This is a genomic window from Burkholderia sp. E168m23 (assembly GCF_016586125.1).
GTDB lineage: Bacteria > Pseudomonadota > Gammaproteobacteria > Burkholderiales > Burkholderiaceae > Burkholderia > Burkholderia orbicola.
Genome location: NZ_BCPP01000211.1, coordinates 1 through 8256 on the forward strand (window position 1 = coordinate 1; position 8256 = coordinate 8256).

The following is an 8256-nucleotide window of genomic DNA, read 5'->3' on the forward strand; positions in this document are numbered from 1 at the left end:
ATCTGGCACATGAACCGCTACTACCAGTGGCGCGCCAGCCGCAGCCGGCGTCTGCACGACGGCCGGCTGAAGCCGCCGGGCGGCGTGAATTCCTACATGGCGATTACCGACCGCGAATGGAACGAGGATGCGGATCTCATCCGTCGCGCCAACGGGGGCGTCCTGACCCGGACCATCTCGGAGCAGTACAAGGCGATCGACGCGGCCACGCGGGTCACCGGCAACTGGCTGGGGGGTATCGATCCGGCGGCGCGCGCGACGTTCGACCGGTTCTTCGATCACTACGTGCACGACTCGATCGCGGGTTTCAAGAAGCAGATGGAAGACGGTCACGTCGGCTTCGCCGAATCGAGCCGCTGGTCGGTCAACCGTCAGTACTTCATGGGCAAGCGCGGCAAGAAGTTCCTGTACTGGCGCTACGAGGGCGACAAGGCCGAGCAGGCCGCCACGCAACTCGCCAAGGTCGATCCGGCGAAGCAGCAGGACCCGACGGCAGCCAACGAACCGCAACTGGCCAGCAACCAGCCCGCGGCGATCGGCGGCGCGCTGCCAGACGCGACCTCGACAGCCTGACGCCGATCCCATACCGGTCGCGACCGCGGCCGGCTGTCCGACGTCGCGGCAGACAGGATCTGCCGCGACACGCCCCTCCCTACCGCAACTGCACGGCCGCGAGAAACAGCACCATGCTGCCGATCGCGCCGTCCAGCACGCGCCACGCGACCGCCTTGCGGAACCACGGCGCCAGCAATCGCGCGCCATAGCCGAGCCCGAGGAACCACACGACGCTGACCGTCATCGCGCCGATCGCGAACGCGAGCCGCGCGCCTTCCGGCTCGCGCGCGCCGGCCGTGCCGATCAGCAGGAACGTGTCGAGGTAGACGTGCGGGTTGAGCCACGTGAATGCGAGCGTCATCAGCACGATCGCGAGGGCGCCTTGCGGCGGCGGGGCGACCGCGTCGCCGCGCACGTCGAGCGTGTCGTGGCCCGGCTTGAACGCACGGCGCAGCGCGTTGATGCCGAACCACGCGAGATACGCGAGGCCCACGTACAGCACCGCATGGACGAAGGTCGGATAGCGCTCGACCAGCACCGATGCGCCGCCGACGCCCGCGCCGATCAGGATCATGTCGGACACCGCGCACAGCAGCACGATCTTGCCGACGTGCGAGCGCATGATGCCCTGGCGCAGCACGAATGCGTTCTGTGCGCCGATGGTGACGATGAGCGACGCGCACAGTGCGGCGCCGTGGGAAAAAGCGAGCCAGTTCATGATGGGGACAGCCGTGGAAGCAGTAGACGGATGAATCGGGTAGCGCTAGTCTGCGATCGGGGCGGGAATAAGAGAAGCTAAATCACCTAATGCGGATTAAGGAAATCTAATGCTCGACTACGCGTTGCTCGATGCCCTCGCGGCCGTGATCCGGCACGGCTCGTTCGAGCGGGCAGCCAAGGAGCTGAACGTCACGCCGTCGGCGGTGTCGCAGCGCGTGAAGCTGCTGGAGGAGCGGGTCGGCAGCGTGCTCGTCAAGCGCGGGCAGCCGTGCGTCGCGACCACGTCGGGCGCGCTGCTGTGCCGGCATACCGAACGCGTGCAGCTGCTGGAGGCCGAACTGGGCGGCCGGATGCCCGCGTTGCCCGGCCAGATCGCGAGCGCCTGGCCGACGCTGCGCGTGGCCGTCAACGACGACAGCGTCGCGACGTGGTTCATCGACGCGGTCGGGCCGTTCTGCACGGAGCGCGAGACGCTGCTTGACCTCGTGATCGACGATCAGGATTACACGGCCTCGCGCATTCGCGACGGCAGCGTGCAGGGCGCGGTGACCGCGCAGGCCGAGCCGATCCAGGGATGCCGGTCGGAGCGGCTCGGGCGAATCCGCTATCGCGCGGTGTGCTCGCCGGCGTTTTACGCGCGTTATTTCGATGCGGGGATCACGCGCGATGCGCTGCGCCGCGCGCCGTGCGTGATGTTCAATCCGAAGGACGGGTTGCAGGCGCGTTTCATCCGGCGCGTGACGCGCGCGGATCTCGATCCGCCGCAGCACTGGATACCGCACGTCGCGGGCTATCTGCGCGCGTGCGAAACGGGATTGGGATGGGGGATGTGCCCTGACCGGATGGTCGACCGGCAACTGGCGGCGGGCGAGCTGATCGACATGTCGCGTGGCCGAACCATCGACATCGATCTGTACTGGCAGAGCTGGCGTCTGTCGATCGGCTGGCTCGACGATTTCAGCGCGGCGCTGAAGGCGCGTGCCGCGCTGTTTCTCGATTGACCGGCGACGCCACGCGGGCGGCGCGCACGCGGTGCGCGCCGTGCGATGTCAGAGGTGTTGCAGGCCGTCGAAGTCGACGATCTGCACGTGGCGACCCTGCATTTCGATCAGGTCGCGCTTCTGGAATTTCGACAGCGTGCGGCTGACCGTTTCGAGCGTCATGCCGAGATAGCTGCCGATGTCCTCGCGGGTCATCCGCAGGTTGAATTCCGACGGCGAGTAGCCGCGCTTCAGGTAGCGCGACGAGACGTCCAGCAGGAAAGCGGCGACGCGCTCTTCCGCATTCAGCGAGCCGAGCAGCATCGTTTGCGACGTTTCGCGCACGATCTGTTCGCTCATCAGCTTGTGCATGCGCAACTGCATCGAGCCGGCTTCCGAGCACAGCGCCTTGAGCGCGCTGTACGGAATCACGCAGACGGAGCTGTCTTCCAGCGCGACCGCGGTGCGCGGGTGCGTATCGTCGCAGATGCCGTCGAGGCCGAGCGCTTCGCCGGCGAGGTGCAGGCCCGTGACCTGTTCGCGGCCGTCGTGGCGCGTCGCGACGGTCTTCAGCGAACCCGAGCGCACCGCGTACAGGTTGTCGAATGCGTCGCCTTCGCGGAACAGCGCTTCGCCGCGCTTGACCGGGCGTGCCGCGCAGATGACCGACTCGAGGCGACTGAGCGCTTCGGGCGCCAGGCCCTGCGGCATGCACAGGTGCCGCATCGCGCACGACGAGCAGTGCGGGGCCTGACGGGGAGCCCAGCTACCGGCATGGGGCGTGGCGGCGGGGCGGGTGGCGACGGGCGTCAGCATGATCGTTTACTCCGGCGTTGAATCGACGAAATCATTGTCCCACCGCAAGTTGCCGCTGTCGGGTGACAAAACGTCGCGACCGGGCGCACGTGCCGAACGCCGCTCAGGCAGCCGGCTCGTCCGCGTTGGCGGCGGCCGGAATCAGCAGCACCGGCAGCGTCGCGTGGCGCACGCATTGCTCGGCGATGCTGCCGAGTACGAGGCGGCGGAAGCCGCGGCGGCCGTGCGTACCGAGCACGAGCAGATCGGCGCCGAACGCTTTCGCGCCGTCGAGGATCAGCGACGACACGTCGTTGAGCGACGTCGCTTCGTTCAGCTGCGTTTCGCCCTTCACGCCGGCGGCCTGCATCAGCTTCGCGAAATCCTGCGCGAGCGCGTTGCCCTGCGCGAGGAGCTGATCGCGCAGCACGGACGGATCGTAGCCGGGCACGTTGTAGTAGATCGCGGCGTTCTCGACGACGTAGAACGGCTGCAGCTCCGCGCCGTGCGCTTTCGCGAGCGCCAGTGCGGCATCGAACGCATGGCGGGACGTGTCGCTGCCGTCGACGGCAACCAGAATACGCTTGTACATAGTGTCTCCGAGTGGCGGGTTGAAACGAAGTCGGCCGGATGGCCGAGCGGGCCGGGCAATGCTGCGAGGCAGAGTAAACCAACGGGCACGATCGTGCAGCGAGGTGCCTGTCGTGCCGCGCGGCCGCGTGGTTCCTGTCGCTGTCGCGCATGGCCATGCGCGCGACGCATGCTGCGCCGCGCGACGCGTGTCGCGTGAGGCGGCAAGCGTCGAGCCGCATTGCTGACGTAAACGTATGCGCACGCATCGACCCGGCCCGGCTGCAACCATGCCGATGCGCCGCACGCACCGCCATTCAATCGCAATCGCACCGTGGCGCCATGACTTCGGTCAATGCCTGTGCGTCGATGCGATGCGCGGCATGCATGACTGCGAAGCCGATGCCAGGGCGCGGAATCGTTCGTTGCGACAACGTGCGAGCGGGTATCGGCGTGCAGTCCGATCACACGTGCCGGTTCACCGCCATCGATTATCGTGATTGACCGATGGCGCCTCTCAAACGAACGACCGATTCAAACGCCGCGCCGGCTATCTCGGCACGACCGTCAACTCGATGACGCGCTCCGGCCGGCGGCTGTGGCCGGGCCAGTATGCGCTGCCGTACATCCGGTGAACGGGACCGAACGGCGCGTCGCCCGCGGGCGGCGTGTCGAAGCCTTTCTCGATCACCCGATAGCCGGCGCGCAGCGCAAACGCCGAATGGTTGCCGTCGGGGCGGCTGTCGAAACCGGCGAAGCCGTCGCCGGCTTCCGGCATCGCATTGACGAGCGACGCATTGCTGCACGTGATCTCGTCGGGCGAGATCGGCCCGGCCCCGGCGAGCCGCGACGCTTCGCGGTGCTTGCCGTCGGTGTCGACCGTGCTGTCGTGCGTGTCGTCGTTGTCGAGTTCGATGCTGCGCGGATGCGTACGACCTGTTTGAGCGGAGGATTCCATCGCGGCTCTCCTGGCGGCGACACGCTCCGGATCGAAGCAAATCCCGTTCCGGGCACGACGGGAAAAGGCGCGCGGGCGATCGCCGCGGTCGCGCGACGCGCACTGATTTGTCATGATTTATTTCAGCTAGAAGACGCGTTTTCTACAGAGTATGATTCTTTTCCTGCGAAGCGGCGACAGGGGATGAAGTCTCGCCGCCTCTGCCCGCGCCGGGGCGCCGCAGCACCCTTAAAGACGGGTAGCGAACAACAAAGCAAGGGACTAGAGGTGGCGGATTCATGCAAGCGACTACTGCCTTCACGCACCGCGGTTATCTGTTGAATTGCGCGCCCGCACGCGCCAGTGACGGTTCGTTCAAGCCCTACGTCGTGATCTCCCGATCGAGCGACGGGGAGCTCGTGGCGAACCGGTTTTTTCCGATCGAGCTCCAGTTCAACGACGAAGGCGACGCGATCGCGCACGCGCGCGACTGGGCCGTGCGCTGGATCGACGCGAGCAGCATCTCGATGTGACGCCGTCGCACGCGTGCGGCGCTGGCCGTCCGGCCGATCCCCGGGGTGCCGCTCCCGGACAAAAAACGCGGTAATCTTGCGGAACCCGTCACTTTATTAGCGGCCGCGCATCCGCGCGCGGCTGCTCGCATTGGCTTATGTCGACATCACCCGCCCGTCAGTGGGGCCTCGAAGAAATCGTCGCCGGCTTGCGCGAGTCGCGCGAGGAACTCCATCGCACGCGCCATCCGCGCGGCATCCGCGAACTGCCGTCGCGCGATGCGATCTGCAAGATTGTGACCGGCCTGCGCGCGTCGATGTTTCCGACGCACTACGGCGCGCCCGACCTGACCGACGAAAGCGTCGACTTCTACGTCGGCCACACGCTCGAAAGCACGCTGCGCGTGCTGTCCGAGCAGATCCGCCGCGCGCTGCCGTTCCTGCCCGAGCACGTCGATACGCCGTTCGCCGAGCTCGACGAACGTGCGTTCGAGATCGCGCGCGAGTTCGGCCGGCAGTTGCCGGCGATCCGCGCGCTGCTCGTCAGCGACATCCAGGCCGCGTACGCGGGCGATCCGGCCGCGCAGCACATCACCGAGATCCTGCTGTGCTACCCCGGCGTGTTCGCGATGATGCACCATCGGCTCGCACACGCGCTGCACCAGCTCGGCGTGCCGTTGCTCGCGCGGTTCATCAATGAAATCGCGCACTCGGCCACCGGCATCGACATCCACCCCGGCGCGCAGATCGGCCCGAGCTTCTTCATCGATCACGGCACCGGCGTCGTGATCGGCGAAACCGCGATCATCGGCGAGCGCGTGCGCGTGTACCAGGCGGTCACGCTCGGCGCGAAGAGTTTCCCGGCGGATGGCGAAGGCGCGCTGGTGAAGGGCAATGCACGGCACCCGATCGTCGAGGACGACGTGGTGATCTATGCGGGCGCGACGATTCTCGGTCGCGTGACGATCGGGCGCGGCTCGGTGATCGGCGGCAACGTGTGGCTCACCCACAGCGTGCCGCCCGGCACGAGCGTCGCGCAGGGCAAGGTCCGCGAAGGCGGGAGCGCCGAGAAGCCGTAACGCGGTGGGCGAATGCGCGGGCGTCGTTCCGCGCAACGCCGCGGATGACGCGCAATGGATCGGCGGCCGGGCCGCCGTCGGGCGCGCCCGGGCGTGAGCGGCGCGAAGCCGGCTCGGCCCGGCGTACGAAGGCGGCGCGCAGCTGCCTGCGTTCATCGAAGCCTCAGTGCTTGCCGTCCGGCGAGCGGTGCTTGTACAGCACGTCCTGATCGACGCGGATCAGGTTCTGGCCCGCATCGACGACGAAATCCACGCCGTTGTACGCATTGCCCGTGAGCAGCAGGATTGCGCTGGCGACGTCGTCGGGGCCCGCGATGCGCGCGAGCGGCGTCGATGCGCGGCTCGCGTGTTCGAAGTCGGCCTGCGTCTGGTCGTCGCTCGGCAGCATCAACCCCGGGAACACCGCATTCACGCGCAGCACCGGCGCGGACGACAGCGCGAGCATCTGCGTGAGATTGCCGAGCGCGGCCTTCGCGACTGTGTAGCTGAAATGGTCGCGGTGGAAGTTTTCCTTGATCTTCTGGTCGACCACGTTCACGACGACGCCTTGCGTGCCGGCCGCGCGGGCCCGCTCGTAGAACGCGCGCGTGAGCAGGATCGGCGCGCGGCAGTTGACGGCCCACGCCTGGTCGAACGCGGCGAGATCGAAGCTCGGGAAATGGTCCTGCCAGAACACCGACGCGTTGTTGACCAGCACGTCGAGGCGGCCGAAGCGTGCATAGACTGCATCGATCAGCGCGGTGATCTGCGCGGCATCGGACAGGTCGGCCTGCAGCGCCACCGCGTCGTGCCCGCGTTCGGCAATCGCGCGGGCGGCGGCCTGCGCGGCATCGGCCGAACGGTCGTAATGCACCGCGGTGCGATAGCCGTGCGCGGCGAAATACTCGGCGAACGCGCGCCCGGCCCGGCGCGCGGCGCCGGTCACGAGCACGACGGGCGCATGCGCCGTTTGCTTCGTCTGCTCCATCAGGTATTCGTCAGGTTGACCGAGGAAGGATTCGCGACGATCGACAGGAATTCGCGACGCGTCGACGGATCGGTGCGGAACGTGCCGAGCATGCGCGACGTGACCATCTCGACGCCCGGCTTGTGCACGCCGCGCGTGGAGATGCACTGGTGCGCGGCTTCGAGGATCACGCCGACGCCCTTCGGCTGCAGCACGTCGAACAGCGTGTCGGCGATCTGCACGGTCATCTTTTCCTGGATCTGCAGGCGCTTCGCGAACGCGTCGACGAGGCGCGCGAGCTTCGAGATGCCGACGACGCGATGGTTCGGCAGATACGCGACGTGCGCGCGGCCGATGATCGGCACCATATGGTGCTCGCAGTAGCTCTCGAAGCGGATGTCCTTCAGCACGATCATTTCGTCGTAGCCGTCGACTTCGCTGAACGTGCGCGCGAGGATGTCGCGCGGCTCCAGCGCATAGCCGGCGAAGAACTGCTCGTATGCGCGCACCACGCGCGCGGGCGTGTCGAGCAGGCCTTCGCGCGCGGGATCGTCGCCGGCCCAGCGCAACAGCACGCGGACGGCGTCTTCGGCTTCTTCACGGCTCGGCCGCGAGGCGACCGGCTGGGGCTGTGTGGTTTTCTTTCCCTTACCCATGTAGTGGCTCCATCGAAGGCCGCCTGCGGCGGCCGATATCCGGCCATTGTTTCATGCTTTCGCCGCTCGTGCGTGCGGGCCGCCGCGCCCGCTTCCTCACTTCGGCCATTCGTCCTGCTCGTCGTTGAACAGCGACGCGACGACGCCACGCAGCCACGCGGTGCGCGGGTCGTTGTGGTACTTGCGATGCCAGTGCTGTTTCAGGTCGAAGCGCGGTAGCGCGAGCGGCGGCTCGACGGGCACGATGAACGCGTGCTCGGCCGCATACGCATAGCCGATCGCGTGCGGCACCGTCGCGATCAGGTCGGTGCGGCTCAGGATGAACGGCAGGCTCATGAAGTGCGGCGTTTCGAGCACCGCGCGGCGCTGCATGCGCTGCTTCGCCAGATATTTCTCGAGCACCTCCTGGCTGCGGCCTTCGGCGCGCACCACCGCGTGCCCGCACGCGAGGAACTGCTCGACCGTGAACGGCGGCGTCTGCTCGAACGGATGGCCGCGCCGCATCA

The 8256-nt window shown here is 67.5% G+C and carries 10 protein-coding genes and 1 pseudogene; 4 read left to right on the forward strand and 7 right to left on the reverse strand.

Going from position 1 to position 8256, the window contains the following annotated elements; all coding sequences use genetic code 11:
- Positions 1 to 573: pseudogene (locus JMF90_RS13345) on the forward strand (DUF2235 domain-containing protein); the annotation flags it as partial.
- A gap of 79 nt (positions 574 to 652) precedes the next feature.
- On the opposite strand, the gene JMF90_RS13350 reads toward JMF90_RS13345, so the two are convergent.
- A complete protein-coding gene (locus JMF90_RS13350) occupies positions 653 to 1273 on the reverse strand; it encodes a LysE/ArgO family amino acid transporter (RefSeq protein WP_011548718.1) in 621 nt (206 codons plus the stop codon).
- A 109-nt stretch (positions 1274 to 1382) separates the two neighbouring features.
- On the opposite strand from JMF90_RS13350, the gene JMF90_RS13355 reads away from it, so the two are divergent.
- Positions 1383 to 2276: a LysR family transcriptional regulator ArgP gene (locus tag JMF90_RS13355; protein WP_006480142.1), complete on the forward strand. Its 894-nt coding sequence runs from the start codon at positions 1383 to 1385 to the stop codon at positions 2274 to 2276.
- Between the two features lie 48 nt (positions 2277 to 2324).
- Here JMF90_RS13355 and fnr read toward each other — a convergent pair whose 3' ends face one another.
- The 3 genes from fnr to JMF90_RS13370 all read right to left on the reverse strand — a co-directional run bounded on the left by fnr (position 2325) and on the right by JMF90_RS13370 (position 4578).
- Positions 2325 to 3071, reverse strand: coding sequence for a fumarate/nitrate reduction transcriptional regulator Fnr (gene fnr / locus JMF90_RS13360; protein ID WP_011548717.1), 747 nt, complete (start codon positions 3069 to 3071; stop codon positions 2325 to 2327).
- Positions 3072 to 3174: 103 nt separating this feature from the next.
- A complete protein-coding gene (locus JMF90_RS13365; RefSeq protein ID WP_006480140.1) occupies positions 3175 to 3642 on the reverse strand; it encodes a universal stress protein in 468 nt (155 codons plus the stop codon).
- A 528-nt stretch (positions 3643 to 4170) separates the two neighbouring features.
- Entirely contained in the window at positions 4171 to 4578 is a 408-nt protein-coding gene (locus JMF90_RS13370) for a DUF3005 domain-containing protein (RefSeq protein ID WP_011548716.1), read from the reverse strand.
- 278 nt (positions 4579 to 4856) lie between these two features.
- Between JMF90_RS13370 and JMF90_RS13375 the strand changes: the two genes are divergently transcribed.
- Both JMF90_RS13375 and epsC read left to right on the forward strand, forming a co-directional pair.
- Entirely contained in the window at positions 4857 to 5090 is a 234-nt protein-coding gene (locus tag JMF90_RS13375; RefSeq protein WP_006480138.1) for a hypothetical protein, read from the forward strand.
- 137 nt (positions 5091 to 5227) lie between these two features.
- Positions 5228 to 6148, forward strand: a complete 921-nt coding sequence (epsC, locus tag JMF90_RS13380; protein ID WP_011548715.1) for a serine O-acetyltransferase EpsC — start codon at positions 5228 to 5230, stop codon at positions 6146 to 6148.
- A gap of 163 nt (positions 6149 to 6311) precedes the next feature.
- On the opposite strand, the gene JMF90_RS13385 is transcribed toward epsC, so the two are convergent.
- The 3 genes from JMF90_RS13385 to JMF90_RS13395 all read right to left on the reverse strand — a co-directional run.
- Positions 6312 to 7115, reverse strand: coding sequence for an SDR family oxidoreductase (locus tag JMF90_RS13385; RefSeq protein ID WP_011694928.1), 804 nt, complete (start codon positions 7113 to 7115; stop codon positions 6312 to 6314).
- Positions 7115 to 7750, reverse strand: coding sequence for a GTP cyclohydrolase I FolE (gene folE / locus JMF90_RS13390; protein ID WP_011548713.1), 636 nt, complete (start codon positions 7748 to 7750; stop codon positions 7115 to 7117). Before folE ends, JMF90_RS13385 begins: the two co-directional genes overlap by 1 nt.
- Positions 7751 to 7846: 96 nt before the next feature.
- Positions 7847 to 8256 (reverse strand): LysR substrate-binding domain-containing protein (locus JMF90_RS13395; protein WP_374104237.1); only part of this gene is annotated, 410 nt, incomplete at its 5' end.